Source organism: Vibrio sp. Y176 (assembly GCF_033438945.1).
In genome coordinates this window covers 1-508 of the sequence record NZ_JAWOQS010001235.1, presented here as the reverse complement: position 1 = coordinate 508, position 508 = coordinate 1, and the positions used below count along the sequence as shown (strand labels likewise).

The 508-nt window shown below is 52.0% G+C and carries 1 protein-coding gene; it reads right to left on the bottom strand.

The annotated features are described in order from the left end of the window. Window positions 1–126: 126 nt before the first annotated feature. Window positions 127–508: hypothetical protein (locus R7O13_RS31160; protein ID WP_318305767.1), on the bottom strand; the 382-nt coding region annotated here is incomplete at its 5' end.

The following is a 508-nucleotide window of genomic DNA, read 5'->3' as shown; positions in this document are numbered from 1 at the left end:
ATGATGAGCAGAAACAGCCCACCGCCGACTAACACAAGGAGCTTTTTCGAAATGCCACCGCCGAGATAGCCCTTGCGTGCATCGGTGGCAACCTCTAGACCATTGGGGGACTCTTCTACAGGGGGGTTACTCATGCTGACCTCCAAAGGTAGTGGTGGTGTTGAGTGGTATCAAGGTGTTGTCCCGTTCAACCCAAATCTTCGAAAACGTCACATTGTCGACAAACAGCTCACTGTAGAACTGTGTGTCATTGAGTCTCGATACTTTAACGCGCAAGCGGTGATAGCTTGGAACCTCTGCCACGCTGAGGCCAAGCCCTGAATCACGAATGGCGTTTTCCAGTTCGGCAGTAAACACGGTCTCCGTATGAGGGAAACTGAATATCACCCGAGCGGGATAACTGGCTTTAAGCTGCGCGGCCATGTCACCCGCCACGATTTTGGCTTGCTCTGGTGTGAGGTAATAGTCTTTGTAGTTTCCGGCTGAGTCGAAGTTGCTGACACAACCG